Below are 14,027 nucleotides of genomic sequence, written 5' to 3' on the forward strand. Positions count from 1 at the left end.
CGGGCGCTTGCCGCCGCCGTCTCGGGCGCCAGTGCAGGGCTAGCGATGACCGCGGCCGCTGGCCCCGGCAGGGCGAGGCTAGAACAGGTCGGGGTCCTGGTACTGCTGGCAGGTGATTTGCAGGATCTTGCGGTCGCGCAGCCGCATGGCGGTGAGATGCCCGCCCCAGACGCAGCCAGTATCCAGGCAGATCACATCCGGCCGTACCAGCAGCCCCAGGGTGGACCAGTGGCCAAAGACCACGACCACATTGCGCGTGGCGCGTCCAGGGATGTCATACCAGGGCATCAAGGCAGGCGGATGTTGGCCGGGCACGGCTTTGGCCGAGAAGTCCATTTGCCCTTTTGATGTCCCCAGACGCATGCGTGTCAGCGCGTTGATGATGACCCGCATACGCTTGCCGCCCGTGAGGTCATCTTTCCATTCGGCAGGTTCGTTGCCATACATCTTCTGCAGGCCTTTGCGCCAATTCGGCCCGCGCAGGACCGCTTCCACTTCGGCGGCCAGCGCCAGGGTCTTGGCGCAATCCCATTTGGGCAGGACGCCGGCATGCACCATCAGGTGGCCGTTCTCGAAGTGCGCCAGCGGGCGCTGGCGCAGCCAGTCCAGCAGTTCCTCGGCATCCGGGGCCTGCAGGATTTCGCTGATTGTGTCGTTTTTGCTGGGTTTGCGGATGTCGGCTGCGACAGCCAGCAGGTGCAAGTCATGATTGCCCAGCACGCATGTCGCGCGCTCACCCATGTCGCGGATGCGGCGCAGGGTCTGCAGGGATTGAGGGCCACGGTTGACGAGATCGCCGGCGAACCATAAACGGCTGTCGGGCGCGCCGGCGATCTCAGGCAAGGCAAGGAGTTGTTCCAGAGGAACGCAGCAGCCTTGCACGTCACCGATCATCCAGATATCGGGACGGTTCATAGGGGGTGTTTTCTCCAGGGGTTGCGGTGGGTTGCCAGACGGGCGAGCAAATGGCGGTTTTCCATGATGAGCAGCGAGCCCAGTGCAATCAGCAAGGCAGCGGCGTTAGGCAATAGCGCCGTGCTCCAGGGCGGCAGGCGCCCTAGCATGCCGATATTCAGTGCCAGCTGGTTGAGCATGAAAAAGCCCACGCCCAGCAGGATACCGATGAAAACCTTGGCGCCAACGCCACCGCGGCGTGTCTGCATGAAGCTGATGGGCGCGGCAATGGTCATCATGACCAGCAAGGTGAAGGGGTAGATCAGCTTGCGCCAGAGGGCGACGATCTGCCGGTCAGCTTGCAGGTGGTTGCTGTGCAGGTAGGAGATATAGTCCCAGAGCGTGAGCATGGACATGCGTTCCGGGGTCAGCACGCGTGCCAGCAGGCGTTCGGGGGTCAGGGTGGTTTGCATTGCCATCTGCTCTTCGCGCGAGATTGTGACCAGAGGCTGGCTCCCCGGACGGGTTTGCGAGAAGGCCTGGGCAGCGTCCAGATCGACGCGGTGGTGGCTGATGGTATTCAGGTGCAGCTCGCCGCTGCTGAAACTGCCGCTTTCCGCCATCGCCAGGGCGCTCAGGCGCTGGTCGGGCGCGAAAGTGTAAAGCGTGATATCCCGGACGCCGCCATTGGCTTCGAGTTTGCCCACATTGATGATGCGCATGCCGCCTTCCGGCGTGGGTTCCTTGAACCAGTAACCGCTGTGCATGGCGCCGCCGCCGGGTTTGCCGCGCAGCAGCAGGTTGGCTTCGCTGCCGTGCAGTTCGGCCGCTGGGGTGATGACTTCCGATAACAGCAGGGCGCCCGCCATCCAGGGGAGCGTAACGATCCAGAGCATGCCCAGCAGCTTGGCGCCGCTGACGCCAGAGACCCGCAGGATGACCAGCTCATTGCGCTGTGCCAGACCGGCCAGAGCCAGGATGGCACCAATCAGCAGACCGATGGGGAGAAGGTCGTACAGGCGCGTGGGCAGCTGTAATGCTTGCAGATAAAGCAAGGCGGGCAGGGTATAACTGCCGCCCAAGCTGTCCAGTTCTTCTATCAGTGAGAAAAACGTGAACAGCCCGAGCAGCGCGAGCAGCACTACCGCGCAAGAGCGGTAGATTTCGCGGGCCAGATAACGGCGTGCGGTGCGCATGCGGCGGAAACCTTGACTGGATGGAAAGGGAAAGCCTGCTATTTTGGCGCGTTTCGACAGATTTTGCAGGAAGACAGCCTGATTGGCGCAAGATGGGCGCGCCAGGTTGTCAGGGAATGTGAACCTGTTTCATGCGTGCCAGCACGGTAGCCGTTTGTTTATTGAGGAACGCGGTGTTGCGGTGCTTATCGTAATACCGGGGATTCGGCAGCATCGCGGCCAATCGCGCCGCTTGCGCCGCGCTGAGCTGTTGCGCGGACACCCCATAGTAATGCCGTGCAGCGGCTTCGGCGCCGAAAATCCCTACTCCCCACTCGGCCAGATTGAGGTACAGCTCCAGGATGCGGCGCTTGTCCATGCTGTGTTCGATCATATAGGCAAGCACCAGTTCCTGGGCCTTGCGCAGATAGCTGCGCGAACCCGATAGAAACAGGTTTTTGGCCAGTTGCTGGGTAATGGTGGAGCCGCCGCGGATACGGCTGGATTGCTGGTTGTGCTGCCAGGCGCTGCGGATGGCTTCCCATTCGATGCCGTCATGCTGGGTGAAGCGCGAGTCTTCGGCAGCGATGACGGCGCGTTTCAGGTGGTTGCTGATGTGTTCGTAGGGAACCCAGCGATAGTCCAGCCTGGCATCGGGCTGGCTGGACTGCAAACGAGATAATTCTTGGCGCATGACGGCGCTGCCGCCTGGATCCTGGCGGGCATACCAGGCCACTTGCGCCAGCAGCCAGAGCTGCGATAGCAGCAGCAGGATCAGCAGCGCCATGAACAGCGCGCCCAGCCGTTTCGGCCAGGACCAGCGGAAGCCTGGGCTGACGCGGTCGGGGGCGCTGTCCTGCATGGCGGTTGCGGGCCTCAGGCGGTGTGGGACAGGCGTTGCCGCAACGCGGTGAGCACCGGCGCCGTATCCGGCGTCAGGCCATGCCAGATTTCAAAACTGGCAGCCGCCTGGCCGACCAGCATGCCCAGGCCGTCGCTGGCGCGGTCAGCGCCGTCTGCCAGGGCCTGGCGCATGAAAGGCGTGGGCTGGGCGGAATAGACCATGTCATAGGCCAGCGATGCTGGCGCGTAGAGACCGGCGGGCAAGTCCAGGGCAGCGTCGCCCAGGCTGCTGGAGGTCGCATTGATGACCAGGTCCCAGCCGCCAGGGCGGCTGGCGGCATCCAGTCCGCCAGCTTCCAGCCGGCCAGCCTGGGGCAGGGTGCGTACCAGCGGATTGGTGATCATTTCCTGCGCGCGCTGCGCGCTGCGGTTGACGATGCGCAGGCTGGCGCAGCCTGCGGCCAGCAAGGCCTGCAGGACGCCGCGGGCTGCGCCGCCCGCGCCGATGATCAGGACATGGGCGTCTTGCAGCGGGGCGTTCTGCTGTTGCAGGTCCTGCACCAGGCCGATGCCGTCGGTGTTGCAGCCATGCATGATGCCGTCACGCAGCCAGAGCGTATTGACGGCGCCTGCGACGCGCGCCCGGGCGCTGAGGGCCTGAGAGGCCAGGGCATAGGCGTCCAGCTTGAAGGGCGCGGTGACGTTCATGCCGCGCGCGCCGGCGGCAAAGAAGGGCTGAACCACGTCATTGAAGCCGCCAATCGGCGCCAGCAAGCGTGAATACTCCAGCGGCATATCGAATTGCTGGGCAAAAGCCAGATGGATGTCGGGGGACAGGCTATGGCTGATCGGATTGCCGATGACGGCACAGATGATGGGTTTCGTGTCGCTCATGGTCGCAAAAAAAGATTCAGCAGCCTTGCCCGGCGGTTTAGGCCGGGCAAGGCTGCGCAACGAAGGAACGCTGACGTTGGCGTATGCTCTACCGGAGTGTATCCCGACAGGCGCGCGCTTTACTCGTTTTCCGGCACGACGCCGAGATAGCGGCAATCCAGCGTCAGGGCCAGCTCGTCGCTGCCCATCAGTTCCAGGCGGACAGGCGTGCCGCGTTCCAGCTCGGGCATGCCCGCCACCCGCGTGACAAATGGCGCGCAAGCAAAGCGCACCAGGTCTTCACGTAGGACATGGGCGGTGACTTCTTTCAGCCCTTGCTGCTGGAACCAGCGCAGGCACCAGTAGCGCTCCATCGCGTCCTGGTGGTCGTGCCAGGTGGCGTACTGCGCTTCAAACGCGCCGATGATCGCGAACAGATCCGCATCGCGGGGCTTGAATGGCGCCACCAGCGGCGCGGAAATGCCGTGCTGGGCGGCAGCGATCAGCTGCCATTGGTTCACCAGGTCAACATAGCGCCGCAGCGGCGATGTGCACCAGGCGTATTGCGGCACGCCTATAGCTTCGTGCGGCAAGGCATGGGTGCTCATCCGCGTGCGGCCGGTCTGTTGGGAACGGTAGATGCCCGGCAGACCGGTGCGCGCCAGCAGTTCGCCCCACAGCGTGTTGGCCAGAATCATGTACTCCGCTACCAGGCGATCCAGCGGCGCATTGCGGCGGCGTGGTTCGAGGCGCACGGTGGCGTCGGGGTCATCGGGATTGCCGTCCAGGTAGAAACTGTATTCGACCCGGTTGTTGTTTTCCGGCTTGCCCCGCACTTCATCGCGGCGTGCCGACAGGGCCAGCGCCAATTGCCAGAGCGGCTGCATCCAGGACAGGTGCGGATGGGCATCGGCGGGGCCGGCCAGCGCCTCTTCGCTGTAGATCGCATCCATCATGTTATGGCGCAGATTTTCGCGGACCTGAACCTGCTCCAGGCGGGTATCGGACTGGCGGATGGCGCCGGTGACCGGGTCTGCCTCGACATAGAGCGACAGCGCGGGCACCGGCTTGCCGGCGTCCAGCGAAAAACGGCTGATCAGCGCATCCGGCTGCATGGGGATTTTTTCCCCGGGGGTATAGACCGTCGAAAGCCGCGCGCGAGCGTGTTTATCCAGCTCGCTGTCGCGCGTGACGGCCAGGCCGGGGACGGCGACGTGGATGCCCACGCGCAACCAGCCGTCATCCAGGCGGCTGACCGACAGGGCATCGTCGATTTCCGTCGTGGTGATGTCGTCGATGGAATAGGCATCGACCTCCGCCAGCGGCAGCTCGGCGCCTGCGTCAGGAATAGTGATATCGCCGAAGCCCGTGCCGCGGGGAAAGTTGGCCGCGAGGAAACGGGCCTTGTGCAGCGCCAGCGGGCTGGGCCAGGCGCCCAGGTCCAGCAACAGGCGCTCCGGGCTTTTTTGCAGTTGCTGGCAGGCGGCATCCATGGCTTTCCAGGCCATGCTGTTTTTGTCCGGGCGGATCAGCAGCATTTCTGCTGCTTCGGCAATCGGCGCGGGCAAGCGGCCTGCGGTCATTTCATCGACCCATTGCTGCTGCTGTTCGGCTTGCAGGCGCTTTTTCTCCTGGGCCGCCTTGGCGGCTGCCAGGATATCCGGCGGCGCGGCGCGGTAGCGGCCTTTGCCGCGCCGGTGAAAATAGATGGGCGCGCTATGCAGGCGCAGAATGAGCGCGGCCTTTTCCAGCGCGGAGGGCGCGTGGCCATAGTAGTCCGCTGCGAATTCCGCGGCCTCGAAATCTTCCTGGCTGCTGCACTCCCAGAGGAAATCCAGGTCTATGTCTTCCGCCTGGGCCTGCGCTTGCGGCAGGAAGCCGGCTGCATCCTTGGTGTCGAAGGTGAAGAGCGCGTTGGTACGCTTGATCTTGCTGCGTTTGCCGCTTTCCGACTCCACTTGCAGGCTGGCGTCGGTTTCAGCAAGGATGTGGCCGATTTTGAAACCGCCGTCTTCTTCGTAGAACAGATACATCTTGTCGCGTATTCCTGGGGGAGTTGCTCCGGGCCTGGGCGGCCCGGGGTAAGGCTGGGTCAAAAGGGTAGGGGCGGAGCGCAGCGGGCCTGGCTCAGCCTTGGCCGGACTGCTCCAGCGCCTGCAACAGGCGGCCGTGAATGCCGCCGAAACCGCCGTTGCTCATGATGAGGATGTGGTCGCCTGGGCGTGCCTGGGCGCTCAGCGCCTGGATCAGGGCATCAAGATCGCTCCAGCAGCGGGTGCGCTCGCCCAGCGGCGCCAGAACGGCAGCCGGGTCCCATTGCACGGTTTGCGCGCCCTGGCGTTCGCCGTAGCAATGCACCAGGTCGGCGTCTGCCAGCGCGCCAGGCAAGCGGTCGGCCATGGTGCCGAGCTTCATGGTGTTCGAGCGCGGTTCCAGCACGGCAATGATGCGTGCCTGCCCCACCTGGCGCCTCAGGCCGGCCAGTGTGGTGGCGATGGCGGTAGGGTGGTGGGCGAAGTCATCATAGACAGTGATGCCGTTGATGCGGCCACGGACTTCCATACGGCGCTTCACGCCCTGGAAACGGTTCAGGGCGGCAATGGCGTCGGCTGGCGCAACCCCGGCATGCTGCGCCGCGGCAATGGCGGCCAACCCATTGGCGCGGTTGTGCGCGCCTGATAACTGCCAGGACACGGCGCCCAGGCGCTCCCCGCGCAGCCAGACTTCAAAATGGCCGTCGGCCAGATCCTTGGCTTGCCAGTCGCCATCTGCGCCGAACGTCTGGCATTCGGACCAGCAGCCGCGTGCCAACACGCGGTCCAGCGCTTCATTGCGGCTTTCACGCAGGACGCGTCCCTGGCCGGGAACCGTGCGGATCAAATGATGGAACTGGGTCTCGATGGCTGCCAGATCCGGGAATATATCGGCATGATCGAATTCCAGATTGTTCAGCACGGCCGTGCGCGGCCGGTAATGGACAAATTTGGAACGCTTGTCGAAGAAGGCGGTGTCGTATTCGTCGGCTTCGATGACGAAATGCCGGCTGGCAGGCTGCCAGCGGGCGGAGACACCGAAATCGGGCGCTACGCCGCCGATCAGGAAGTTCGGCGCCAGCCCGGCCTGTTCGAGAATCCAGGCCAGCATGGCCGTGGTCGTCGTTTTGCCATGCGTGCCCGCCACGGCCAGGACATGCTGGCGGTGCGGGGTCAGAATATGCTCATTGAGCCATTGCGGCCCGGAGATATAGGGCAGGCCCTGGTCAAGAATAGCCTCCATCAGCGGGTTGCCGCGCTTGACGACATTGCCGATGATATACAGGTCTGCGCCCAAGGCAAGCTGCGAGGCGCCGAAGCCTTCAAGCAGCTCGATACCCTGTTCTTCGAGCTGGGTGCTCATGGGGGGATAGACGTTCGCGTCGCACCCGGTGACGCGATGGCCGGCAGCACGGGCGATCAGGGCCAGACCGCCCATGAATGTGCCGCAAATGCCCAGAATGTGAAGATGCATGGAAACCTCCGTACTGCATTGTAATGGGGGAAATGGGGTCCCAGAGGGGGAAGGTTCGGATCGGCGCGTCATTGTTTTCAATGGACAACGGCGTATTTTTGACGTAAAAAGCGGTCTATCGTTACTTTTGCCGACATAATGGCGCATTGCGAATGGGTTCCCCAGATGCTGGCAGTGGTTCCAGCCAGACTGAGCGGGCCGTTTTTTTCTGGCGGGCCGGCGCTTGCGCCCAGGCTGACAGCCGGAACCAGATCTCGCCCGGAACGGCTAGGCCGTGGCCGTGCCCGGACTCGTCCATGAGACATGCGGCGTGCCTGCCGTCCTGTGTGTCCGCTTGGTCTGACCTGTCCATGAGATCGCCCCGTTTCCAGCTTCCAGCACGTTCGTTCCATCCTGGCATCGCAGACCGGGCATAGCACCGTCTCGCGTTGCTGAAAAATACACTATGGGAAAAGGCAGTTATGGATCTCCGAAAACTGAAAACCTTGATTGACCTGGTTGCCGAGTCCGGCATCGCCGAACTTGAAATTACCGAAGGCGAAGGCAAGGTCCGCATCGTCAAGTTCGTGCCGCAGGCTGCTGTGGCACCGGCACCCGCCTATGTGGAAACTGCAGTGGCTGCTCCGGCAGCCGCGCCGGCTGCCGCGGCTCCTGCCGCGCCCGCCGCGCCGCAAGGTCATGTCGTCAAGGCGCCCATGGTCGGCACCTTCTACCGCGCTTCCAGCCCCGGCGCCACGCCCTTCATCGAAGTTGGCCAGAGCGTCAAGGAAGGCGAAGTGCTGTGCATCATCGAAGCGATGAAGCTGCTCAATGAAATCGAGGCTGATAAAGCTGGCGTCGTCACCGAAGTTCTGGTGGAAAACGGCGCGCCCGTGGAATACGGCCAACCCCTGTTCGTCATCGGCTGATCGCACATGTTCGAGAAAATCCTTATCGCCAATCGCGGTGAGATTGCGCTGCGCATCCAGCGCGCCTGCCGCGAGATGGGTATCAAAACCGTGGTCGTGCACTCCGAGGCCGACCGCGACGCGAAATACGTCAGGTTGGCCGATGAGTCGGTCTGCATCGGCCCGGCGCCGTCCCGTGACAGCTACCTGAACATGCCCGCTATTATTTCGGCTGCCGAAGTGGCAGATGCCGAAGCGATCCACCCGGGATACGGCTTCCTTGCGGAAAATGCCGATTTTGCCGAGCGTGTGGAAAAAAGCGGTTTCGTGTTCATTGGTCCGCGTCCGGATTCCATTCGGATCATGGGCGATAAGGTCAGCGCCAAGCAAGCCATGATCGCTGCTGGTGTGCCCGTCGTGCCGGGCTCGCCGGGCGCGTTGCCGGATGATTCCCAGGAGATTATCCGTCTGGGCCGCGAAGTGGGTTATCCGGTCATCATCAAGGCGGCTGGCGGCGGCGGTGGCCGCGGCATGCGTGTGGTGTACACCGAAGCGGCTTTGTTGAGCGCCGTGCAAATGACGCGCTCCGAAGCGGCTGCGGCCTTCAACAACCCGGAAGTCTATATGGAGAAGTTTCTTGAGAACCCTCGCCATATCGAAATCCAGGTGCTGGCCGATGGCGGCCGTAATGCGATCTGGCTGGGCGAGCGTGATTGCTCGATGCAGCGCCGTCACCAGAAGGTGATCGAAGAGGCGCCGGCCCCCGGCATCCCCCGCCGCCAGGTCGAGCGCATCGGCGAGCGCTGCGTCGAAGCTTGCCGCCGCATCAACTATCGCGGCGCGGGCACCTTCGAATTCCTGTATGAAAACGGCGAGTTCTATTTCATCGAAATGAACACGCGGATCCAGGTCGAACACCCGGTGACGGAACTGATTACCGGCATCGACCTGATCCAGCAGCAGATCCGTGTGGCAGCCGGTGAGAAGTTCACGCTGCGCCAGCGCGATGTTCAGCTCAAGGGCCATGCGATCGAATGCCGCATCAATGCGGAAGATCCGTTCACATTCATCCCCAGCCCGGGCCGGATTACCAATTGGCACGTCGGGGGCGGCCCCGGCATCCGTATCGACTCGCATGTGTTCAACGGCTATTTTGTGCCGCCCAACTACGATTCGATGATTGCCAAGGTCATTGCTTACGGCGATACCCGTGAACAAGCCCTGGCGCGCATGCGTATTGCGCTGTCGGAAATGGTGGTGGAAGGTATCTCCACCAATGTGCAGTTGCACCGCGAGCTGTTGCAGGATGCGCGCTTCATCGAAGGCGGCACCAGCATTCACTATCTCGAGCACAAGCTCTCCCAGCGTCCTTGAACGGGCGGGCCTGCCGCCGGGTTGTGGCAGGCGCTTCCGGCCAGAGAGGGATAGACGGGCCCCGCCATCGCGGCAGGGATGGCCCGCCAGGCATCGCCAGCAGTAACATGCTGGCGATGCCTATTTCAGGAACCAGAAAAATGCGTGAGTTATTGTTGTCCTGCCCGGGAGACCTGGCCGAGTCCTGGTCGGATGCCTTGCTCGAAGCGGGCGCGCTGTCCGTTTCGGTGGAAGATGCGGATAGCGATACCGATGCCGAGCAGCCCCTGTTCGGCGAGCCGGGCACGGAACCGGAAACCGTAGGCTGGAACCGCAACGTTGTGGTGGCGCTGCTGCCCGATGGCGCGGATCCGGCGCAACTGCTGGAGGCTGCACTGGCTGCCAGCGGCCTGGATGGGAAGCTGGCCGAAGGCTGGAGCCTGCGTGACGTTCCGGACGCCGATTGGGTGCGCTTGACTCAGGCGCAATTCGGGCCGATCGCGGTGGGCGACAAAGTGCGCATCGTGCCCAGTTGGCATGTGGAACCTGGCGCTGCCCTGGACAAACCGGCGGGCGGTATTGCCATTCAGCTGGATCCGGGCCTGGCCTTCGGTACGGGCAGCCATCCGACCACGCATCTGTGCCTGGCCTGGCTGGCGCATGCCATGCCGGCGGGGGCCAATGTGCTCGATTATGGCTGCGGTTCCGGCATCCTGGCCATCGCTGCGGCGATGCTGGGCGCGCGCGCGGTGCATGGCGTGGATATCGACGCTCAGGCGGTGCAGGCAACGCAGGATAATGCCGCCGTCAATAGCGTGACGATTCAGGCCAGCTTGCCGGACGGGCTGGCCGACGGGCAGTTCGATGTCGTCGTGGCCAATATTCTTTCCAATCCGCTCAAGGTGCTGGCGCCCATGCTGTCTGGCCGCGTGCTGCCTGGCGGGCAACTGGTGCTGTCCGGCGTGCTGGCGCGCCAGGCGGAAGAGGTGGCAGCGGCCTATGCGCCGTGGCTGGAAATGACGGTTTGGCAGGAACGCGAAGGCTGGGTCTGTCTGCATGGCAGGCGTTCGGCTGTCTGAATGCTTGTCCGGGGAGTATCTGGGCCGGGTGAACCGGCTGGCGTATCGCCGGGCTGATGTTCGCGCTGCCGGGCTGCGGAAACGGCAGCAGCCTGTATTCACTGTATCGAGGAATCAACTATGGCTTTTCCCATTCTGGTTTGCGGCTCCATCGCTTTCGACAGTATTGCGGTGTTCGAAGGCCGTTTCAAAGATCACATCCTGCCGGACCGCATTCAGTCCCTGAGCCTGTCATTCACCGTGCCTTCGCTGCGCAAGGTGTACGGCGGTTGCGCCGGCAATATCTCCTATAACTTGCGCCTGCTGGGCGGGCAGCCTCTGCCGGTGGCGACGGTGGGCGAGGATGCCAGCGATTACCTGGATCATCTGCGTAAACTGGGCATCAGCACGGAATGGGTGCGCGTGGCGCCGGGTACCTATACGGCGCAGTGTTTCGTCACCAATGACCTGGACGACAACCAGATTGCCGCGTTCCACCCCGGCGCGATGGCGCTGGCGGCCGACAATGATATTTCTGCCGCCGAAGGTGCCTGGGCCATCGTGGCGCCTGATGCCAAGGACGGCATGTTCGCGCATGCGCGGCGTTTGCATGCGCGGGGCATTCCGGCGGTCTTCGATCTGGGGCAGGCCATGCCGCTGTTCAGCGGTGAAGACATCGAAGATATGATCAAGCTGGTGCAGGTGCTGACGCTTAATGATTATGAAGCCGGTGTGGTTGAACAGCGCACGGGGCGCGACATGGCGGATATCGCCAAAGGCCTGCAGGCAGTCATCGTGACGCGCGGCGCCAATGGCGCGACGGTATGGGCCAATGGCACGACCGAGGAAATTGCTGCCGTGAAGGCGGATGCCGTGGTCGATCCTACGGGTTGCGGCGATGCCCATCGCGCAGGTTTGCTGTACGGCGTGTCGCTGGGCTGGTCCTGGGCGGATAGCTGCCGTTTGGGCAATGTCATGGGCTCCATCAAGGTGGCCTCGCGTGGCCCCCAGCAGCATCAGCCCACACGCGATGAAATCGCCCAGCGCTTGAGCCAGGGCTACGGCCTGGTCTTGCCGCCGCTGTAAGCCGGACAGGCCGGTGAGAGGCTGGCGGCGCCAAGGCGCCGCCAGATCGGGCGGAACCTTGTCCCGTTTCGATTGACAAAGGTTGTGACAGATTCACAGGGATACGGCAGCCCGGGACATAGGTTTCCCGCCTGCCGGGATGTATCATGTGGTCTGAAATTCTCTGCGGCAGCAGGGCGGCCATGAAGCTGGCTGCCTGGCCCGGTTGAAGGCATCCGCCTGATTCCAGCCTGCCGCGACGTGACCTGGCTGCGGGCCAGGTGATGGTGACATTAGGAGCGACATCATGGCTAAGGCACAAGTTCAAGTTTCTTCCCGTTCCGGCGTCCGTCGCGGTGTGGCGGTGGTGGCCGTGGCAGCAGCTTTGGCCGTTCTGGCTGGCTGCTCGACACAACGTGCGTCCAGTTCCGTCTATACCTACGGCCAGGCGCAGCGCGAACAGATTGTGCGTAATGGCACGGTGCAGAAAGTACGTCCGATCACGCTGCAATCCGATGAGCCGACGGCCATGGGTACCCTGGCAGGCGGCGCTTTGGGCGGTGTTGTGGGCAATACCGTTGGCGGCGGCAGCGGCCGCACCATTGCAACGGTGGGCGGCGCCATCCTGGGCGCGCTGGCGGGCAGCGCCGTTGAAAAGGGCGTGAGCAACCGCAGCGGCCTGGAAATCACGGTACAGCTGGATAACGGCGAAACCCGCGTCATTGCGCAGGAAGCCGATGTGCCGATAAGCGTAGGCCAGCGCGTGCAAGTCATTAGCGGTGCCGGCCCGACGCGCGTCGCGCCCATGTAAAGCCAGTGCCGCCAGCCGCGTTGCGGCGCTGCTGGCGGATCTTGCGCAGAGGCTCCCGGCTTGCTGCGCAATGAAAAACCCCTGCCCATCATCTGACCGGCAGGGGTTTTTTTAGGCCTGATGTCCTGGCGCCGCTGTGGCGCCGAAGGCGGCAAGGCCGTTCGGCGCACGGCAGGGCGGCGTTTTAAAACATGAGCAGTTTTAGAACATGAGCAACTGATAGCTGATGCGCGTCAGAATCATGACGCAGATCTGGGCGCCCAGCAGCAGCACCAGTGGCGACAGATCCATGCCGCCAGGGGTGGGCAGGACACGCCGTATCGGTTCCAGCAGCGGGTCGGTCATGGTGCGCAGCACCGGCATGACGGGCGCCAGCGGATTGACCCACGACAGAATGGCCTGGATCAGGGTCAGCCAGACCAGCAGGTTGAAGCCCCATTTTGCGACTGTCAGGATGGCTGCGCCCAGAATGGAAGGGAGCATGGACAGGGTGGGCAGGCTTTGCAGCGCCAGGCAAATGACCAGCAGCCAATACACCAGCGCGACCAGCCAGGCGGCAGCCAGGCTGGCCCAGTCCACGCGGCTGCGCAACGGCAGCACCGCGCGCAGCGGCTGCACCAGCCATTGTGTGACTTGGGAGATGGCCAAGTGGATGGGGTTGAACGGATGCAGCCGGACAAACAGCATCCAGGCGCGGGCCAGCAGGGCTGCGCCCAGCAGCATGGCTGCAATGTCTAGCAGGAAGTGAATGATTTCGCCGATCATGAATAAACCTGAAATTACGGAGATGGCCGCAGGGTATGACGGATGACATGCTGACATCCTCAAGCGGACAAGGCGATTTTATGCGGGAGCACGGGGAAAGGCGACTCCCGCCGGCGGCATTTGCCCATGGCCGGACAGCCATTGTCGCATGAGGTGATGACAGTGCGGCGCAGCCGCCGCCATGAAAAAAGCGCGCCCCAGAGGAGCGCGCTTTTTTTGCGCGGGCTGCCCAATGACAGGCCGCTGGCGGGAAGGATCAGCGCTTGTCAGCGGGACGCTCATCCACCGGGAAAGGCCAGGCGCTGGCAGGATTGCTGCCCGTCTTGGCGGCCGTGGTTTCTGCGGCGGCAGGCGCTGCCACGGCTTTTTTCGCGGCGGCTTTCTTGGCGGCAGGTTTCTTGACGGCAGCCGGCTGCTTGGCCGTCTTGCCATCAGCGGCTGCCGGCTTGGCGGCAGCGGCGGCCTTGGCCTTGGCTGCCGGCTTGTCTGCCGGGGCGACAGGCACCTTGCTGGCAGGCACTTCTACTGCCGGTGCGGCAGGCTTGGCTGCCGCTTTCTTGGCCGGGGCTTTGGCTGCCGGTTTTGCAGCAGCCTTGGCAGGCGCTTTGGCCGGTGCAGCAGCCAGGGTCTTGGCGGCTGCGGCCTTCTTGGCGGGCGCCTTGGCAGCGGGTTTGGCAGCGGGCTTAGCAGCGGGTTTTGCCGCAGCCTTGGCGCTTGCAGCAGCCGGAGTCTTGGCGGCCGCAGCCTTCTTGGCGGGTGCCTTGGCAGCCGGTTTGGCAGCGGGCTTAGCGGCAGG

General features: G+C 63.6%; 13 protein-coding genes. 5 read left to right on the top strand and 8 right to left on the bottom strand.

The annotated features are described in order from the left end of the window. Positions 1 to 78: 78 nt before the first annotated feature. The 6 genes from ACTJGZ_RS03435 to mpl form a co-directional block, all read right to left on the bottom strand. On the bottom strand, positions 79 to 915 hold the full coding sequence (locus tag ACTJGZ_RS03435; protein WP_441661551.1) for a symmetrical bis(5'-nucleosyl)-tetraphosphatase: 837 nt from the start codon (positions 913 to 915) through the stop codon (positions 79 to 81). Continuing rightward, entirely contained in the window at positions 912 to 2,090 is a 1,179-nt protein-coding gene (lptG, locus tag ACTJGZ_RS03440; RefSeq protein WP_441661552.1) for an LPS export ABC transporter permease LptG, read from the bottom strand. The genes ACTJGZ_RS03435 and lptG overlap by 4 nt, the downstream gene beginning before the upstream one ends. A gap of 109 nt (positions 2,091 to 2,199) precedes the next feature. Then, the gene (mtgA, locus tag ACTJGZ_RS03445; RefSeq protein WP_441661553.1) at positions 2,200 to 2,931 is read right to left on the bottom strand and encodes a monofunctional biosynthetic peptidoglycan transglycosylase; all 732 of its coding nucleotides are present in this window, start codon (positions 2,929 to 2,931) and stop codon (positions 2,200 to 2,202) included. 14 nt (positions 2,932 to 2,945) lie between these two features. Next, positions 2,946 to 3,806: a shikimate dehydrogenase gene (aroE, locus tag ACTJGZ_RS03450; RefSeq protein WP_441661554.1), complete on the bottom strand. Its 861-nt coding sequence runs from the start codon at positions 3,804 to 3,806 to the stop codon at positions 2,946 to 2,948. Positions 3,807 to 3,925: 119 nt separating this feature from the next. Next, positions 3,926 to 5,818 carry a ribonuclease catalytic domain-containing protein gene (locus tag ACTJGZ_RS03455; protein WP_441661555.1) on the bottom strand — a complete coding sequence of 631 codons (1,893 nt, stop codon included), beginning with the start codon at positions 5,816 to 5,818 and terminating at the stop codon, positions 3,926 to 3,928. A gap of 94 nt (positions 5,819 to 5,912) precedes the next feature. Continuing rightward, positions 5,913 to 7,292, bottom strand: a complete 1,380-nt coding sequence (gene mpl / locus ACTJGZ_RS03460; RefSeq protein ID WP_441661556.1) for a UDP-N-acetylmuramate:L-alanyl-gamma-D-glutamyl-meso-diaminopimelate ligase — start codon at positions 7,290 to 7,292, stop codon at positions 5,913 to 5,915. A 461-nt stretch (positions 7,293 to 7,753) separates the two neighbouring features. Between mpl and accB the strand changes: the two genes are divergently transcribed. From accB to ACTJGZ_RS03485, 5 genes are all read left to right on the top strand, one after another. Next, positions 7,754 to 8,200: an acetyl-CoA carboxylase biotin carboxyl carrier protein gene (gene accB / locus ACTJGZ_RS03465; protein WP_441661557.1), complete on the top strand. Its 447-nt coding sequence runs from the start codon at positions 7,754 to 7,756 to the stop codon at positions 8,198 to 8,200. Positions 8,201 to 8,206: 6 nt separating this feature from the next. Continuing rightward, positions 8,207 to 9,553, top strand: coding sequence for an acetyl-CoA carboxylase biotin carboxylase subunit (accC, locus tag ACTJGZ_RS03470; RefSeq protein ID WP_441661558.1), 1,347 nt, complete (start codon positions 8,207 to 8,209; stop codon positions 9,551 to 9,553). A gap of 140 nt (positions 9,554 to 9,693) precedes the next feature. Continuing rightward, positions 9,694 to 10,611 (top strand): 50S ribosomal protein L11 methyltransferase, encoded by a 918-nt coding sequence (gene prmA / locus ACTJGZ_RS03475; protein WP_441661559.1) that lies wholly within the window; start codon positions 9,694 to 9,696, stop codon positions 10,609 to 10,611. 120 nt (positions 10,612 to 10,731) lie between these two features. Continuing rightward, positions 10,732 to 11,676: a carbohydrate kinase family protein gene (locus tag ACTJGZ_RS03480; RefSeq protein ID WP_441661560.1), complete on the top strand. Its 945-nt coding sequence runs from the start codon at positions 10,732 to 10,734 to the stop codon at positions 11,674 to 11,676. A gap of 286 nt (positions 11,677 to 11,962) precedes the next feature. Further along, a complete protein-coding gene (locus tag ACTJGZ_RS03485; RefSeq protein ID WP_441661561.1) occupies positions 11,963 to 12,466 on the top strand; it encodes a glycine zipper 2TM domain-containing protein in 504 nt (167 codons plus the stop codon). Between the two features lie 201 nt (positions 12,467 to 12,667). Here the strand turns inward: ACTJGZ_RS03485 and ACTJGZ_RS03490 are convergent, their stop codons facing one another. After that, positions 12,668 to 13,231: a YggT family protein gene (locus ACTJGZ_RS03490; protein WP_441661562.1), complete on the bottom strand. Its 564-nt coding sequence runs from the start codon at positions 13,229 to 13,231 to the stop codon at positions 12,668 to 12,670. A gap of 256 nt (positions 13,232 to 13,487) precedes the next feature. Further along, positions 13,488 to 14,027, bottom strand: a 540-nt coding sequence (locus tag ACTJGZ_RS03495) for a hypothetical protein (RefSeq protein WP_441661563.1), incomplete at its 5' end; no start/stop codon positions are given.

The organism is Kerstersia sp. (assembly GCF_052103615.1).
In the GTDB taxonomy this organism is placed as follows: Bacteria; Pseudomonadota; Gammaproteobacteria; order Burkholderiales; family Burkholderiaceae_B; genus Kerstersia.